The following is a 17,979-nucleotide window of genomic DNA, read 5'->3' on the forward strand; positions in this document are numbered from 1 at the left end:
CCTAAGTAGCTCTCTTTTTTATTTTATTTTCGTGGTATTTACGGATAAAGTTCAAAAATTTTTAGAAATAATCTCAATAAATAAGTATTAACCCTTAAAAAGTAAATTAGAGAGATTAGTAAGTAGATGTATCCTAACGATCTACAGAGCAACCCAAGTAACTCTCCTTTTTTTGTTTTTGTTTTTCGTCATAAGAAAGGTAAAAACAATTATGCCAATCGCCAATTGGTGCATTATTATTGCCATCAGCAAATAAACTCACAATAAAAGGGAGTGGGGAGTGGGGAAACTAATAACTCTTGACTCGTAACTCCTAACTCAGCAGTTTTGTAAAGTACAAATTGACCTATCCAACCAGATAGTTGTAAGGAAGAATGATGGCAGATTGGCAAAAAATCACAGGTGGTATCACAGCACCAAGGGGGTATCAGGCGGCAGGAATTACCGCAGGGTTGAAACCTTCGGGGCTGCCAGATTTAGCTTTGATATTCTCCGAGGTGGAAGCGATCGCAGCAGGTGTATTCACCACCAGCCAAGTGAAAGCTGCCTGTGTAGAATATTGTCGCCAACGCTTGCAAGCCAAACAAAGCGCTCGTGCCATCCTCTGCAACGCTGGACAAGCAAACGCCGCGACAGGAACTCAAGGCAACCTTGATACCCTAGAATCTGCTCTGGCAGTAGCCCAAGCCCTAAACATCTCGTCTGAATCTGTGTTATTGGCTTCTACTGGTGTAATTGGTCAAAGAATTAAGATGGATGCTTTGCGAAGTGGGATTCCCAAAGTAGTAGCAGCACTATCAGCAACAGGTTCGGATGCTGCTGCTGGGGCGATTATCACTACAGACTTGGTGACAAAATCTATTGCTTTAGAGACAACTATAAGCGATGCCTCCGGCGGGCTGCGCCAACGCCCGGTAAGAATTGGCGGCATTGCCAAAGGTTCCGGCATGATTCACCCCAATATGGCAACCATGTTGGCATTTGTTACTTGTGATGCTGTGGTTTCGCCTCACCTTTGGCAACAGATGTTAGCCAGGGCAGCTGATAGAAGTTTTAATTCCATCACCGTGGATGGTGACACCAGCACCAACGACAGCTTAATTGCCTTGGCAAACGGTCAATCTCGCACCCCAGCAATTATAGAATGGGGCGCAGAAGCAGAGAAATTAGAGGCAATGTTAACAGCAGTTTGCCAGCATTTAGCCAAAGCGATCGCTCGTGATGGTGAAGGTGCAACCTGTCTAATTGAAGTGGAAGTGACAGGGGCGCAGAATGAACTTTCAGCCCGACAAATAGCTAAAACCATCGCTGGTTCATCCTTAGTTAAATCTGCAATCTTTGGACGCGATCCAAATTGGGGACGCATCGCCGCCGCTGCCGGACGTGCAGGTGTGCCATTTGAGCAAGAAAACCTGCAAATTAAGCTAGGGGATTTCTTAATGTTAGAAAATGGACAACCTCTGCAATTTGACCGTGCAGCCGCAAGTACTTATTTGAAAAAAGCAGCTGCGGGTGCTTATCTGGAAGAGGATACGGTTTTAATCTCCGTTAATGTTGGCAATGGTTATGGTGTGGGTAAAGCTTGGGGTTGTGATTTGAGTTATGACTATGTGAAGATTAACGCCGAATACACTACCTGAACTACTCCCAATTATTTGCGTTGTAGAGACGCGATTCATCGCGTCTTTAGCCAAGGATGTTTTGCAATCATTAATTAAAACCGTATTAAATTAACGTGAGTTCGATGAACCTCTCCCCAACCCCTCTCCGAGGCGGAGAGGGGCAGAAATATTCTTAGTTGACAACGAAAAAATAGGGTTTCAAAGCCTCTCTCCCTGTGGGAGAGGTTTGGAGAGGGGTTTTTAGAGCCGTCGAACTCACGTTAAATTATAGGGATAACATAATGGTTGTAATAAATAAAAACTTATATATGACAAATAACTACTAAAATTTAAGTTACAAAAGAAGTGAAGATAGTCAATCATCAAGTAAACACAATAGTCTTCATAAATAAGAGTTTATATCTTAAAAATTATTCCTATAGTTGAGGATAATAGATAAATTTTTACTTATACATCCAATCTAATATTTGTTTAATAATCTCGATTCCAAGTTAACAATTTCGGCTTCAAAGGCTGTAAACTGATTTCAACAAGGTGAATGATACCTCTGCATCACACTAGAAAAGCAGAGCCAATAATTTAACCGAGTTCTTATATAGGTAGCTATTTCATTCATGAAATGGCTGCGATCGCTTGGCCAAATATAGCTTGATTAATCATTAATGATGCAAGAAACACAAGGTTTTTTGCCTAAATTGTCATAGCTATAAAAAATAACATTTACGTTTTCAGGAGATATTTATGACAGAATTTTTTAATCAAATTTCTCGCCGCAAATTTATCTTCACAGCCGGAGTATCTGCGAGTGCTGTATTGCTCAAAGGCTGTTTGGGTAATCCTCCTGAAAACCTGACTGGTGGAAGCACCCAAGTACAGCCAACTGCTCAAACGGTTGCTAATATTAGTCCCGAACAAACACCAGAAACTACTACAGTCAAGTTAGGATATATTCCCATTGTAGAAGCGGCTCCTTTAATTATTGCTAAAGAAAAAGGATTTTTTGCCAAGTATGGCATGACTAATGTTGACCTTTCCAAACAAGCTTCTTGGGGTGCAGCCAGAGATAACGTAGAAATTGGTTCTGCCGGTGGTGGTATAGATGGCGGTCAATGGCAGATGCCAATGCCACATTTAATTACAGAAGGTTTAATTACCAAGGGCAATCAAAAAATTCCCATGTATGTATTATGTCAGTTAATTACGCATGGAAATGGAATTGCGATCGCCAGCAAGCACCAAGGCAAAGGTATTAGTTTACAACTCGCCAGTTCTAAGTCTTTATTTAAAGAATTAAAATCTTCAACCCCCTTCACAGCTGCATTTACCTTTCCCCACGTCAACCAAGATTTATGGATTCGCTACTGGTTAGCAGCAGGTGGCTTAGACCCAGATGCAGATGTCAAATTGCTCACAGTACCAGCAGCGCAAACTGTAGCCAACATGAAAACCGGAACGATGGATGCCTTTAGTACAGGCGACCCCTGGCCTTATCGCCTGGTGCAAGACAAAATTGGCTACCTAGCAGCATTAACCGCAGAAATTTGGAAAAATCATCCTGAAGAATACCTCGCGATGAGAGGCGATTGGGTTGATAAAAATCCCAAGGCTACCAAAGCAATTTTAAAAGGAATTATGGAAGCCCAACAGTGGCTAGATAATTTTGATAATCGCAAAGAAGCGGCTGAACTTCTCGCTGGACGAAATTATTTCAACCTTCCTTCACCCGAAATTCTAGCAGATCCATACCAAGGCAAATATGACATGGGCGATGGTCGCAAAATTGATGATAAATCAATGGCTGCTTACTACTGGAAAGATGAAAAAGGTAATGTTTCTTATCCTTACAAGAGTCACGATTTATGGTTTATCACTGAAAATGTTCGTTGGGGATTCTTGCCAAAAGATTACATTGCCAATAATGCTGCTAAAGCTAAGGAACTGGTCAACAAAGTCAACCGCGAAGATATTTGGAAAGAAGCTGCTAAAGAAGCTGGAATTGCCGCTGCTGATATTCCCACAAATACATCCCGTGGTGTAGAACAGTTTTTTGATGGCATCAAATTTGACCCCGAAAAGCCAGAAGAATATTTGAAGAGTTTGAAAATCAAAAAAGTCAGTATTTAGAGACGCGATTCATCTATTGTAGAGACGCGATTCATCGCGTCTAAAGATTCATCACGTCTAAAGATTCATCGCGTCTAAAGATTCATCCCGTCTAGAACAAATAAAAAATAAAATTTGCGGAGAACACAGCATCATGACACTCGCCCAAAAACGCCCTGCAAGCCCTAGATTTAATAATAGCTTTATAGCAAGTCTGCAAAAGCAATTTCCTGACCTGATACCACCAGCGATCGCGATCGCAATTTTCCTGATTATCTGGCAACTCTTCGCTTGGATTCCGGGAGCCACATTACCAGGGCCAATACAAGTTATTCAAGACACTTGGATTCTAATTTTCTGGCCATTTTATGACCGAGGTGGCATTGATAAAGGTCTATTTTGGCAGATTCTTGCTAGTTTACAACGGGTTGCTATCAGTTATACCCTAGCTGCGATCGTTGGTATTGGCTTAGGCATTTTGATTGGGGTTAATAAAACCATGTCCAAAGCTTTAGACCCCATCTTTCAATTACTGCGGACTGTACCACCTCTAGCTTGGGTTCCGATTTCTTTAGCAGCTTTACGACAAAACGAACCCGCAGCCTTATTCGTAATTTTCATCACCGCCATTTGGCCCATCTTAATTAACACTGCTGTCGGCGTTACCCAAATTCCTCAAGATTACAACAACGTCGCCAAAGTTCTGCAACTTAGCCGCAAAGAATATTTCATTAATATTTTGATTCCGGCGGCATTACCCTATATTTTTACCGGCTTAAGAATTGCGATCGGTTTAGCTTGGTTAGCGATTATTGCTGCTGAAATCGTCATGTCCGGTATTGTCGGCATCGGCTTTTTTATCTGGGATGCCTATCAAAATAACAACGTCAGCGAAGTTATTTTAGCTCTAGTTTATATCGGCGTTGTTGGGTTGCTCCTAGATAAAGCGATGGCTTGGCTACAAAACAAGATTTTACCAGCAGAACAGAAATAGTGAATGGGGAATGGGGAATGGGGAATAGGGAATGGGGCATAGGGCATGGGAACTAAGAAAGATTTTTCCAATCCTTAATCCCCAATCATCTCTAATCTTCAATGCCCAATGCCCAATACTTCGACTTCGCTCAGTACAAGTGCCCAATGCCCAATGCCCAATACTTCGACTTCGCTCAGTACAAGTGCCCAATGCCCAAATATCAAATACCACATATCTTATGTTTGTAGCTGTTGACCAAATTGATAAAGTTTTTGAATTAACTGGTGGTGGCAAATATATCGCCCTCAAAGGAATCGACCTCCAAATTAAAAAAGGAGAATTTGTCTCTCTAATTGGTCACTCCGGTTGCGGTAAATCCACACTCTTAAATATGATTGCAGGTTTGGATTTGCCAACTGAAGGTATTGTCACTCTTGAAGGGCAAAGAATCACCAAACCCGGCCCAGACAGGATGGTGGTGTTCCAAAACTATTCGTTATTACCTTGGCGGACGGTAAGAGAAAATATTGCCCTGGCTGTGGACTCAGTAATGAAAGGTTCACCCGCAGCCGAACGCAACGCCATTGTCGAAAAACATATTAATATGGTGGGTTTGCGTCCCCATGCTGACAAACAGCCGGGAATGTTATCAGGTGGACAAAAGCAGCGAGTTGCGATCGCCCGCGCTTTAGCGATTCGTCCCAAATTACTCTTGCTAGATGAACCCTTTGGTGCATTGGATGCACTCACACGCGGCAATTTGCAAGAACAACTCATGCAAATTTGCGAAGAAAATGAAGTTACTGCGGTGATGGTGACACATGATGTCGATGAAGCCGTGCTGTTATCTGACAGAATCGTGATGTTAACCAACGGTCCCGAATCTAAAATCGGCGACATTTTAGAAGTGGATATTCCCAGACCCCGCAAGCGGATGGAAGTAGTAGAACATCCCAGCTACTACAGCTTGCGGAGTGAGATGATTTACTTCCTCAATCAGCAGAAACGGATTAAGAAAATTCGGGCGCGGAAAACTGCTGACATTGCCCGTCATGGATTAGAAAAAGTTAACTTAGAAATTGGCTTTTTACCTCTGACAGCTTGCGCCCCCTTAGCAGTTGCTAAAGAAAAAGGCTTCTTTCTCAAACATGGTTTAGATGAAGTTAACCTGGTACGGGAAAGTAGCTGGCGGGGTATAGAAGATGGCATCAGTGGTGGTTATTTGGATGCGGCTCAAATGCCTTCAGGGATGCCGATGTGGCTTTCTTTGGGAGGACATAATAACCAACCTCTGCCCGTTGTTACCGCCCTCACTATGACTCGCAACGGTAACGCCATCACCTTAGCAAAACGCTTTTACGACCAAGGCATACAAACCTTATCCGATTTCAGAAATCACCTGATTCTTACCCACGACCAACGGCACACAATGGGGGTAGTGCATCCCGCTTCTATGCACAACTTGCTGTTGCGTTACTGGCTAGCGGCTGGAGGAATTGACCCCGATAGCGATGTGGACATGAAGACCATTCCGCCAGCGCAGATGGTAGCTGACTTAAAAGCCGCAAGCATTGATGGTTACTGCGTCGGCGAACCTTGGAACTACCGCGCTGCTGTGGAAAATGTCGGCTTTACTATTGCTACCGATTTAGAAGTTTGGCTGGGACACCCCGGTAAAGTTCTTGGTGTGCGGGAAGATTGGGCAGAAAATTATCCAAATACGCATATTGCCTTAACCAAAGCTTTGTTAGAAGCTTGCGTGTATTGTGCAAATCCCGAAAATGCCCAAGAAATTCGGCAAATTTTAGCAGGGCGAGAGTATGTCAGCACTGATTTAGAATACATTCAACTCGAAGATCCAGATAATCTCACCTGTGACTTAGACCATCCGTTGCGGGACTATGCCCATCACCAGTTTTATTCTGAGTCTGCCATTAACCGCCCCAGCCGTACCGAACAAATTTGGATTATGAGTCAATTGGCGCGTTGGGGTGACACTCCCTTCCCCAGAAATTGGGTAGAAGTTGTGGAACGGGTGTGTCGCGTGCGTGTTTTCAGCACCGCCGCACGAGAATTAGGTTTGGATATTAGCTATATTCGCCAACCGATTCAACTGTTCGATGGTACTCCCTTTAACGCCGACGATCCGATCGCATATCTCAACAGCTTGAAAATTAAACGTGATTTTTCAGTCGCGGAAGTTGTTCTCGATGCACCAAGAAGGAGACTCGCCTCATAAAAAAATCGCGAGAGAAAGAGGGAGTGGGAGAAGTAAAACATCACGTGCGAGTCTTTGGACTCCGTTAATGAGGCTTTGAACTCCATTAATGAACCTCTGAACTCAGTTAATGAGGCTTTGGACTCCGTTAATGAGGCTTTGAACTCCATTAATGAACCTCTGAACTCCATTAATGAGGCTTTGAACTCCATTAATGAACCTCTGAACTCCGTTAATGAGGCTTTGCACTCCATTAATGAGGCTTTGAACTCCATTAATGAACCTCTGAACTCCATTAATGAGGCTTTGAACTCCATTAACGATCTAACTTTTCACGTCATGTATAAAAACCAACAAAAGACCTAACCCCCTTCCCTTGTAGGGGTAGGGGGAAAATTCAAAGTCTCTCTCCTTTTAGGAGAGAGATTTAGAGAGAAGTCAGAATATTCATTTGCACATCGCGTACATTTGCTTTTTAATCCCCAAATACCAAATACCATGCAAAACCGTAACTCAACAGCTACAAGCACACTAGGAAAACCATTCGTCAGTGCAACCACCAACCGCAGACCTTTCCTAGAAATTAAAGACGTTACCAAAGTTTATCCGACAAAGAAAGGCCCCTTCACTGTACTCGACGGCGTTAACCTCAACGTCGAACAGGGCGAGTTTATTTGTGTCATCGGCCACTCTGGCTGTGGCAAATCGACGCTGTTAAATATGGTATCCGGTTTTAACTTTCCCACCTCCGGGCAAGTGTTACTCGAAGGAGAACCCATTACTAAGCCAGGCCCAGACAGAATGGTTGTCTTCCAAAACTATGCCCTGTTACCTTGGCGAACTGCTTTTGAAAATATCTACTTAGCTGTCAACGCCGTTTATCCAAATAAACCACAAGCTGAAAAAAGAGCGATCGTCCGCGATCATCTAGCAATGGTGGGACTGGCTGATGCAATGGAAAAGAAACCAATGCAAATGTCCGGCGGGATGAGACAAAGAGTTTCTATCGCCCGTGCTTTGGCGATTCGTCCGAAAGTCTTAATTTTAGATGAACCTTTTGGGGCGCTAGATGCCATCACCAAAGAAGAATTACAGGAAGAATTGCTCAAAATTTGGGGCGATAACCGTTGTACAGTGCTAATGATTACCCACGACATCGACGAGGCACTATTTTTAGCAGACAAATTGGTGATGATGACCAACGGCCCCCACGCGAAAATAGGTGAAGTTATGGAAATTCCCTTTTCTCGTCCGCGCGATCGCAGCCGCATCATGGAAGATCCCCAATACTACCAATTGCGTAACTATGCCCTAGACTTTCTCTTTAACCGCTTTGCCCATGATGACGTAGGTTGAGCGCGATCGTCATTCTCATTTTTGCAAAATAGTACCAGATGGTAGCCGGAAGAACCATGCAATCAGTAGGGGCAATTCATGGATTGCCCTTACAACTACGTCTACAAGTTATAAAGTATGTGTAGAGCGAGTATGTTGAGAAAAAATCTGTATGACCAGCTACCCAGAAACCCTAACTAGTAATAACGAATCCGTTAGTGATTTAATCGCCGAGACGACAAGCATTAACCATGTTGAGGTAATTGAAAATGTCATCGACTCTTTGGAACAAGATGATAGTGCTATGGTTAGCCACACTCCAGAGGGTGGTTATCTCTGGAAGTTTAAGTATGGAAGCGTGGAAGTATTTGTCCAACTCAACGGGACAACCGATGAAGACACAATAACGGTTTGGTCTGCGGTGCTAAATTTACCTGCCAAAGATGAACCTAAGTTGATGCGGTATCTTTTGGAGTTGAACTGCTCTAGTACTTTTGAAGCGCGTTTCGGTATTATTGAAAACCGAGTGGTTGTAATATCGACACGCACCTTAGCAGAGTTATCTCCTGGCGAAGTGTCTCGGCTAATTACCATTGTGGCAACGATCGCTGATAATAACGATGAAGCCTTACAAGCTGAATTTGGTGCGGCTTAAGGAATTTTAGATTTTGATTGGGCTATTGCTACATCCGATGTCTAGCAATCCGGTTTGGGAGAATCTGCAAAAACTTTTTTCTGTGTACCAATTAAAAAGCGCCTGGGAGTGTTGCCGTGTTTCCACCCCAGGCGCTTTTTATTTTTAACTTGCTCCTCACACAACTAAATAGTATCACTGCTTCAATCAAAAGCCGAGTCTAGTAAGTGACACTTTTAGAACTGACTGCTGAATTGACCCCATCTGCATTTAGGGTGCGATCGCTCAAATTATGGCAGTTTGCTTGACAGACTCGATGGCGTCCAGGTTATCTGTTGGCTTACTGATTTCATTACACAGCCGCTTTATTGCTAATCACCAGCCCTCAAAAGGTGAGTTAGGGAGAATCTAGGCTTTACAAGTCGTAACATAACTAATTAAATAATTATTAAAGATATATGCATCCTTTAATTAATGCCTGAAACTTTTTAGTAATCAATCAAACTCTCAAATAAATATTAGCACTCAATGCTTGTAAGTGCTAATTTATCGCTGAAGTTTAACGCCTATGATATAGCCCAAAACTGCACTTTCTGTAGATGCATTAGTTCCTTTCCAGATATTATTTTAGAAATAGAAAAAACTAAATATTTTCTGTAAGTAATATAAAATTGGGAGTAGTGGCATGAAATACACTTTTGATATTGTAGGAATATCTCCACTTTTGCAGTTTTTTAATCAGCAACAACAAAACGGGCAAAAACCACCCCACCAAGGTGTGGAATACTTGGGAATGCATACGTGTACGTTAGATACGTTTTTAGAATCGGTAGAATCAGTTCCAGCCAAGTGGGATTGGAATTTGGATCAAGTGGTAGATACCGTGATTAAGTTTTGGTTGAATAACTCAGACAGTATTCGTTATTGGAAAATGCGTTTAAATGATGCTGGTAAAGATAATTTACTAGTCACAAGGTTGGCGGATATAACCGCCTTACAAGCTGAATTTGAATCCCTATTAAATAAGGAGTGGTGAAGAAATCGTTAGAATTGCAAAAGAATTCCGGAGGGGAGCAATCTCTGCTTCGCCTCCAATCAAAATCAATTATTTATTCTGTTATTCTCGTTTTCAAGTATTTTGAGAACTTGGAGATATAAATTTTCGACTCTTTTCGTCTGAACTTCACCAAATGACGCATAGTGAGTTAAGCTAGGAGCGCCATTTACTTCAATAATTGTATAATCTTCCATTGGTGAGGTTATATCATTAGCAAGAATATCCACACCTGATAATCTCAATTCCATATCTTTTGTAATATTTACTGCTAATTTTTTAAAATCAGGATGGATATTGTCAGTGAAATCTATTGCCTCACCTCCAGTTGATAAATTTGCATTCTCTAAAAGATAGACTATATTATTTTTAGGTATAACATTACTAAAATTTAGCTTCCGTCTTCGCAAGTTTTTTTTGATTCTGTAATCTTCAAAATCTATAATTTCTTTTCTACCATTTTTGATAAAAGTTTCTTGCTTCTGTTCCATAAGTTGCAAAACAGTAGATTGACCATCTCCGATGATAAATAAAGGAATTCTTTGATATGCCGAAACTACTTTATCATCAAGTACTACAATTCTATAATCATTGCCATTATAGAATCGCTCAACAATAAATCCTGAGGCTTTTCGCAAGATTTTCTTAGCTACTTGATAATATTCTTGCTTATTGTGAACCTTGGTAACAAACATTCCTTGGCTAAGGTTAATCGGCTTGACAATTACAGGAAATCCCAACTCATGAGCATAATAAAATCCTGCATCTATATTTCTAGGATTAGCTATTTCTTCGCATAATTCGTCACTAAAAAACGTTTTCCCTTCAGTAACCTTATAGCCAAATTTATTCAGAAAAAAGTTTGAAACTGCTTTATCTTTAGCTATTGCTACTGAACCAAAAGAATTAATACTAAACCTGGTATTACGAAAAAATGTTTTATTGCCGTTTTTAAATGTAATCAATCCCATAAAAGTGCATTCTGGGTCTATTAAAACTGCTGCTTCTATTTCTGTTGCTATTTTTTTAATTATTGATGTTAAAAATGGTGTTTTCATTATCGATAACTAGAATTTCGTCGAAAAAATTTTAACTATTTTGTGACAATTAGTCAAGAATTTTCAATTTTAACAATTGCACTATTGTTTGTCCCTAAAACTCTAGTCAAAAACTGAAGGAAAATTAATTTTTGAATATTTCAATAAACTCTGAAAATTTAATTATTTTCAACTAACTATAAAAAATGTAAATGCCTGCAATGTAGCTTTACTAATCAGACTATAGAAAAATTAAGAGTGCGTACATTATTTATTTTCTCTTCAACTTGTAAATAGTATGTTTTCAGACATTAATGTTTGTTTTACCACTGATGCGGACTTTACTTATGTGTATACATACAAATAATGCAAACCCAAAAATTGCCAAACTTTCTGTTTGAACATTGTTGTGTCCTGGAAACAATTGCAAATTAAGGCTTTGAGACTCACTGCCACCTGAAAATTTCAACTTAATTGGTCTAAAATATAGCGCTCAGTGTTGACAATTTATTAATAATCGAATAACAAGGTGGCAGCAGCATTAAAAAAAGCGTTGGTGCATTCCTACCTAGAAACTAATTAAGGCCCTTCATTAAACTTCATACGGTTAAGATAATTATGCCAGAAAATACGGATAACAAAACTTCCCAATCAGACAATCAAACTATTGCGTATAAAGAACGCCTGAATTCTTGGGCGATATCGCTCGTCAACTTCCTAATACGCAACGGGAAATTGTTGCTCGCTTCCGCAGCCGTTCTGATGCCGATGGCTATATGCGGCACCTTCCTCAAGAAATACCAGATGCTTCCTACATGGTTGTTTTTGATTGTCAACGCCAAGAAGCTGCAATTTAAAGTACAAGCAAATGGCATTAACCCTTGTTTTTAATCCAATATGCTTGGTTTAAGGGTTATTGGTCTTTCAAAACGCGATAAATCAAGACGCGATAAATCGCGTCTCTACAATCTGGTTTTGAATTTCCATTACCCTTTTCTTGCGATCGCAGGCGTAGTCTACTTAAAATTTGCGCGAACCACTATATTTAATTTGCTCTCCAGCCAGAGGCTTAGATCCCCAACTTCTTGAAGTAAGTCGGGGATCTTTTGGTTTCTAGTACCTTCTACCATCTCAATTAACGTGAGGTTGAGGTCATACTACAAAAAATTAGCAGTTCTCATACTAATTTTCGAGGAAGCTGCACATTAGATTTCTTGCAGAAATCGGGTAAAGGTTAAGGGTTAAAGGGGAAAGGGATAGAATTAACATTCCCCTTTAACCTTTCCCCCTTTCCCTACAAGAGTGCAAAAAGCACTTTTGCCAACAGGTCTATTGTTTTGACCCTTGCCAACCTTACCAAGGAGATGTGCCGCAGGTGGTGGGATTTTTTACTATGCGTATTCATAAATAATTAGTATCAAAATAAATGTAATTATAATTAGAAATAATTAAGTTTTTCGGGCAATACATAAATATCTTGATATATTAACTAAAAATAAATTCCGTAAATTCCCCCTTGCTACTGATATTTTAGATTACTTAAAAGTAAAAGTTAGTGCAATAAGCCCTGAAAATTCTAGAGAGTTAATAAGTGGAAAAACAGCACCGATATTACTGGTTCAAAGCTGTGAGATTTTTTCGTCAACAAGAATTACTTGCCCTGTTGCTGGGGATTTTCTTCTCAATCTCTGTATTCCTACTCTGGCAGAGACTTTTAATCCAAAATCCGAGGTTATTAGCACAACTAGAATTGATTGCAGGGTTATTAGTTGTTATCACGCTGACATTATCAATTTATTTTGCCTTGGCAATGAATGCAAGAAACCAACAAATAACAGCAATCAATCAGGAGTTAACTCATAGGATTTTTGAACAGAAACAGGTAGAAATTGCCCTGATCGCCAGTGAAAATCGTTTGCGACAGTTGGTGGAAACTGTCAAAGTCATCCCTTGGGAATTGGACTTGAAAACTTGGCGATTTATTTACGTAGGGCCACAAGCGGTAGATTTGCTAAATTATCCGATCGCAGAGTGGTACGAGGAAAATTTTTGGGTTAATCATCTGCATCCAGATGACTTGGAAAACTCTGTTCGTTTTTGTCAAGAAGCAACTGCTAGGTGCGAAAATCACGAATTGGAATATCGGATGTTAGCTGCTGATGGGCGAGTTGTTTGGCTGCGAGACATTGTTAGTGTCGTTGAGGAAGCCGGAACTGCGATCGGGCTGAGGGGATTTATGTTTGACATTACTGATTTGAAACTGGTTGAAGAAACCTTGAGGCTGAGGGAGAGGGCACTAGCCGCTACCAGTAATGGAATTATGATTGCCGATGCCAGAATCGCCTACAATCCCATTATTTACGTCAACCCTGCCTTTGAGCAAATAACAGGCTACAGTGCTACTGATGTAATTGGGCAAAACTGTAGATTCTTGCAACGCACAGATACCCAGCAACCAGCACTTAATGAATTGCGCTCATCTATTCAAACTGGAACAAGTTGCAAAGTTGTTCTTCGCAACTATCGCAAAGACGGTACTTTGTTTTGGAATGAATTGAGTATTTCTCCGATTCATGATGACAATGGTGAGTTAAGCCACTTCATTGGTATTCAGAGAGATATTAGCGATGTCTACAATGAGCTTTGTTTACGCAAGCAAGCCGAAGCCAATCTACGTCGGCAAGCCCTCACCTTTGAAAATATGCATGATGGCGTAATTATCACAGATTTAACTGGAAGTATTATTGATTGGAATCCTGCTGCCGAAGGTATGTTTGGCTATACCAAAGCTGAGGTTTTAGCTAAACATCCCAGTATTTTGCATCAGCCGGAAGTAGCCGCAACATTAAGCGCCAACATTTTGTCAACAGTCACCCAGCAAGGACGCTGGTCAGGGGAAATACACTTTATTCGCAAAGATGGCAGTGAAGGAATTTGCGAAACAACCGTAGTCCCTCTACAGGATGAACAGGGGGAAACTGTTGCGACTGTCGGCATCAATCACGACATTACCGAACACAAACGAGCTAAAGAGGCACTGCAACGGCAATTGCATCGCACCCTACTACTTGAACAAATTACTCAAGAAATTCGTCAAAGCCTTGACACCACCAAAATCTTTAAGACGGCTGCTACCCAAATTGGACAAGCATTTGCAGCCGATCGCTGTCTAATCCACTCTTACATTAGTAACCCCACACCACAAATCCCTTTAGTAGCAGAATATAATACACTCCCTGGTTACTGCTCTGTATTGAAATTGGAAGTTCCCATGACTAACAATCCTCATGCCGAGCAGATGATCGCCCAAGAAAATGCGATCGCTTCTCCAAATGTCTACGTTGAGCCTTTACTGCAAATGGTTCAGCCTATCTGCCGAGAAATTGGGCTGAAGTCTATGCTGTCAATCCGCACTTCCTATCAAGGAGAACCCAATGGAGCGATCGGTTTACATCAATGCAGCTATTTTCGCCAATGGACACAAGACGAAATCGAATTACTAGAAGCGGTGGCGGCTCAACTAGGTATTGCTCTAGCACAAGCTCACTTACTGGAACAAGAAACACGCCAACGTGAAGAACTTACTTTGAAAAACTTTGCCTTGGAGCAGGCAAAACGTCAAGCAGAAGCTGCAAATCGGGCAAAAAGTGAGTTTTTGGCAATGATGAGCCATGAAATTCGGACTCCAATGAATGCTGTTATTGCCATGACAGGTCTATTGCTGGATACTGACCTTACACCTCAACAGCAAGACTTTCTGGAAATAGTTCACAGTAGCGGAGATACTTTACTTACCATCATTAACGATATTCTAGATTTCTCCAAAATTGAATCGGGCAAACTGGAATTAGAAGAACAGCCTTTTAATTTGAGAGCTTGTGTGGAGGAGGCTATTTCCTTTTTAGCTCCGAAAGCTGCCCAAAAGGATATCGAACTAGTTTATCTGATCCAGCCCCAAGTTCCCATTGAGATCGTCGGTGATTTGACTCGTCTGCGCCAAGTTTTGATGAATCTTCTCAATAATGCTATCAAGTTTACCGAAACTGGAGAAGTATTACTCTCTGTTGAACTGGGGAGCAGGGGAGCAGGGGAGGCAGGGGAGCAGGGGAGCAGGGGAGCAGGGGAGCAGGGGAGCAGGGGAGCAGGGGAGCAGGGGAGCAGGGGAGCAGGGGAGCACAGGAGAAGAAGTAGCAGTAAGTCTTTCCCCTCTGCTCCTCTGCCCCTCTGCCCCTCTGCCTCTTATGCCCAATCCCCGATACCTGTTGAAAAAGAACAACTTCTCTACGAAATTCAATTTGCAATCAAAGATACAGGTATTGGCATCGCACCAGAGAAAATAGAGCGATTATTTCAACCTTTCACTCAGGCTGATGTCTCCATGACTCGACGATACGGTGGCACAGGGCTAGGATTGGCGATTAGTAAGCGGCTCAGTAAGATGATGGGCGGCACTCTTTGGGTAGAAAGCCAGGGGTTTGTTGGTGGTAATTCTAGCCCTAGATGGGATAAGAGAAAATTATTATCATTTCCTGACTCTTCACCAGGTTCAACATTTTATTTCACCATTATTACCAAAGTGGCTGCTCAACCAGAACAAGCTGTAAGCACTTCAACCCTGCTTGCATCCAAGCGACTATTGATTGTGGATGATAATCTAACCAATCGCCAAATTCTTAGCTTGCAAGCTGAGTCTTGGAAGATGGAAACTTATGCTGCCAAATCTGGAAAAGAAGCTTTAGTTAAACTTGCTCAGGGAACGCAGTTTGATATAGCTATTTTAGATATGCAGATGCCAGAAATGGATGGCATAAACCTAGCTCGTCAAATCCGCAAGCAATCTGGTTGTCAAAATCTGCCTTTGGTAATTATGACCTCTTTAGCGAAAGTAGAAACTTCTTCTGACTTTAATGATGTCGAGTTTGCTGCTTCTTTGAGTAAACCCATCAAACACTCTCAACTCTACGATGTTATGACTCGTGTTTTGGGAAATCAGCCGATCCTCAACAGTATTTCTCATTTTCCTTTGGTAGATCGGCATTTGGGTCATCGACTGCCACTGCGAATTCTTTTGGCAGAGGACACGGTTGTTAATCAGAAAGTTGCTCTATTGATGCTACAGAAAATAGGTTATGGCGCAGAGGTCGTCAGCAATGGGCTAGAAGCGATCGCAGCTCTGCAAAAACAGCGATTTGACGTAGTGTTGATGGATGTTCAGATGCCCAAAATGGATGGTTTAGAAGCAACTCGGAGAATCTGTCAAGAATGGGGGATAGGTTTTCGTCCCCATATCATCGCCATAACTGCCAATGCCATGCGGGGCGATCGCCAACTTTGTCTTGCCGCTGGTATGGATGACTACATTAGCAAACCCATTCAACTACAAGAGTTAGCTCAGGCACTCAGCAAATGTCCACCCCAAAGAAATTTTGAATTCACTTCCATCGAACAACAAGGGGAAGTAATGCGCCCAGAATTGCAACCTTCGTTAAATATCTTACTATCAGGGCAAAACCAGACATTAAAAAGTACCAAAATTGATGCCAAAATCCTCCAATCCTTGCAGCTTATGCTTAGAGGAGATCGTGTGGCATTTGCTGAACTAATTGAGTGTTATCTTACAGAGACAGCCAGACTAGTGCAACATATCAGCACAGCGATCGCAAGTCAGGATATCCAAACTATATGGAAGACAGCACACAAACTCAAGTCCAGCAGCGCTTCTATTGGAGCGATCGCCTTGGCACAAGTTTGCAAGGTGTTAGAAGTACAGGCACGCAGCAGTAACTTAGAAAACAATTTAGAATTACTTTCACTACTGTATCAGGAATATGAACAAGTTAAAACTGCCTTAGAAAAAGAACTCGCGAAGGAAGCACTATGAAAGCCACTGTTCAAGAAAGCCAATCTTTAGTTTTAATTGTTGATGATGAACCTTTTATTCGCTTGATACTGCGGCATTTCTTAGAGCGGGAAGGCTATCAAATAGTGGAAGCTCAAAATGGCATAGAGGCAATAAATCTTTTTAACCAACTGCACCCTGATATAGTACTCCTTGATGCCATAATGCCGGATATGGATGGATTCGAGTGTTGCACTCAGTTGGAACTTCTGGATTATAACAAGCATACTCCAGTTTTAATGATTACAGGACTTGAAGATCAAGAGTCAGTTGACCGTGCATTTGCAGTGGGAGCAATGGATTTTGTTACCAAACCGATTCACTGGCCAGTTTTGCGACAACGGGTAAAACGCTTGATTCAGCAATCTCAGTTACAGCAAAAACTAGAAGCCGTAAATCTGGAATTGCAGCGATTAGTTACTATCGATGGATTAACTCAAGTAGCCAATCGCCGACGGTTTGAAGAGTATTTTTCCCAAGAGTGGCAGCGTCTAAAACGCGAGCAACGTCCGCTTTCTCTGATTCTTTGCGATGTTGATTTTTTCAAATTATATAATGATACCTATGGTCATCGGGTAGGCGATCGCTGTCTTCAGAAAATTGCCCAAGCTATCAAAGACATTATTAAACGTCCCGGAGATTTAGTTGCCCGTTATGGTGGGGAAGAATTTGCTGTGATTTTACCAAACACAGACACCGAGGGGGCGACTCATGTTGCCGACCAAATTTGTCGTGCTGTCCAAACATTAGCAATTCCTCATCAAAATTCCCAAGTTAGTTCTCATGTAACTATTAGTGTTGGGTTTACAACAGAAATTCCTCAGCCAGATTCTGATTTAGAAGAAATGATTGCCGCAGCCGATCGAGCGTTATATCAAGCAAAGGCAACAGGACGCGATCGCTTTGTGCAAAATATTCTACTACCCGAAAGTACAAATTTACGCTAATGTGTCAACATTCAGTTATCTGCCCAATGCCCTTCAGGAGTGCTCAGTGCTGTTAGCGGAAGCGGGGCGTTTAGCCCGTGCTGAGTTGTGAATCTCACTCACTTATTTACTCGGAACTCGCAACTGTTTCGCCCAATGCCCCATTCCCCATTCC

General features: G+C 41.6%; 10 protein-coding genes and 1 pseudogene. 10 read left to right on the forward strand and 1 reads right to left on the reverse strand.

What is annotated here, in order from left to right; translation table 11 throughout:
* Nucleotides 1–377: 377 nt before the first annotated feature.
* The 7 genes from argJ (at nt 378) to ACR5KR_RS06840 (ending at nt 9,924) form a co-directional block, all read left to right on the forward strand.
* On the forward strand, nt 378–1,640 hold the full coding sequence (gene argJ / locus ACR5KR_RS06810; protein ID WP_448265928.1) for a bifunctional ornithine acetyltransferase/N-acetylglutamate synthase: 1,263 nt from the start codon (nt 378–380) through the stop codon (nt 1,638–1,640).
* Between the two features lie 723 nt (nt 1,641–2,363).
* Nucleotides 2,364–3,746 carry a CmpA/NrtA family ABC transporter substrate-binding protein gene (locus ACR5KR_RS06815; RefSeq protein ID WP_448265929.1) on the forward strand — a complete coding sequence of 461 codons (1,383 nt, stop codon included), beginning with the start codon at nt 2,364–2,366 and terminating at the stop codon, nt 3,744–3,746.
* Nucleotides 3,747–3,879: 133 nt separating this feature from the next.
* Nucleotides 3,880–4,719 (forward strand): nitrate ABC transporter permease, encoded by an 840-nt coding sequence (ntrB, locus tag ACR5KR_RS06820; protein ID WP_448265930.1) that lies wholly within the window; start codon nt 3,880–3,882, stop codon nt 4,717–4,719.
* A 220-nt stretch (nt 4,720–4,939) separates the two neighbouring features.
* On the forward strand, nt 4,940–6,940 hold the full coding sequence (locus tag ACR5KR_RS06825) for a nitrate ABC transporter ATP-binding protein (protein WP_445627204.1): 2,001 nt from the start codon (nt 4,940–4,942) through the stop codon (nt 6,938–6,940).
* 477 nt (nt 6,941–7,417) lie between these two features.
* Complete coding sequence (locus ACR5KR_RS06830) at nt 7,418–8,275, forward strand: nitrate ABC transporter ATP-binding protein (protein WP_445627202.1); 858 nt, start codon at nt 7,418–7,420, stop codon at nt 8,273–8,275.
* 151 nt (nt 8,276–8,426) lie between these two features.
* Nucleotides 8,427–8,909, forward strand: coding sequence for a YbjN domain-containing protein (locus ACR5KR_RS06835; protein WP_445627201.1), 483 nt, complete (start codon nt 8,427–8,429; stop codon nt 8,907–8,909).
* A gap of 664 nt (nt 8,910–9,573) precedes the next feature.
* Complete coding sequence (locus ACR5KR_RS06840; protein ID WP_445627200.1) at nt 9,574–9,924, forward strand: hypothetical protein; 351 nt, start codon at nt 9,574–9,576, stop codon at nt 9,922–9,924.
* Between the two features lie 65 nt (nt 9,925–9,989).
* Here ACR5KR_RS06840 and ACR5KR_RS06845 read toward each other — a convergent pair whose 3' ends face one another.
* Nucleotides 9,990–11,000, reverse strand: coding sequence for a cyanophycin synthetase (locus ACR5KR_RS06845; RefSeq protein ID WP_445627199.1), 1,011 nt, complete (start codon nt 10,998–11,000; stop codon nt 9,990–9,992).
* Nucleotides 11,001–11,597: 597 nt separating this feature from the next.
* Here ACR5KR_RS06845 and ACR5KR_RS06850 point away from each other — a divergent pair.
* The 3 genes and pseudogenes from ACR5KR_RS06850 (at nt 11,598) to ACR5KR_RS06860 (ending at nt 17,825) form a co-directional block, all read left to right on the forward strand.
* Nucleotides 11,598–11,836: pseudogene (locus ACR5KR_RS06850) on the forward strand (hypothetical protein).
* Nucleotides 11,837–12,570: 734 nt separating this feature from the next.
* Nucleotides 12,571–16,860, forward strand: a complete 4,290-nt coding sequence (locus tag ACR5KR_RS06855; protein ID WP_448265931.1) for a PAS domain S-box protein — start codon at nt 12,571–12,573, stop codon at nt 16,858–16,860.
* Entirely contained in the window at nt 16,857–17,825 is a 969-nt protein-coding gene (locus ACR5KR_RS06860) for a diguanylate cyclase domain-containing protein (RefSeq protein WP_448265932.1), read from the forward strand. The genes ACR5KR_RS06855 and ACR5KR_RS06860 overlap by 4 nt, the downstream gene beginning before the upstream one ends.
* Nucleotides 17,826–17,979: the final 154 nt, after the last annotated feature.

It is taken from the genome of Nostoc sp. DSM 114159, from assembly GCF_053470285.1.